We start from the raw sequence: 235 nt of genomic DNA on the forward strand, positions 1-235 counted from the left end.
GGTGGAAATAAAGGATACCCACGACATAGGAGGCGATCCCGAAGAAAGCGGCATGACCGAAGGAAACCATCCCGCCATAGCCGAGGATCAGATTGAGACTGGCCGCGGCTATGGCATAGATCATGATCCGGGCGACAAGGCTGGATGCAGCCGTCTGCCCCAGCGCTTCGGCCCCAAAGGGGAAAAGTGCAAGCGCCGCGCAGCCGAGGAAAACAAACAGCATACGATATGACAT

1 pseudogene is annotated in these 235 nt (G+C 57.0%); it reads right to left on the minus strand.

Features of this window, described 5'->3' with window-relative positions:
- Positions 1 to 223 (minus strand): annotated as a pseudogene (locus SB822_RS61115) (hypothetical protein); the annotation flags it as partial.
- Between the last annotated feature and the right edge of the window lie 12 nt (positions 224 to 235).

This window comes from Paraburkholderia sp. SIMBA_054, assembly GCF_046534875.1.
Lineage (GTDB): Bacteria > Pseudomonadota > Gammaproteobacteria > Burkholderiales > Burkholderiaceae > Paraburkholderia > Paraburkholderia hospita.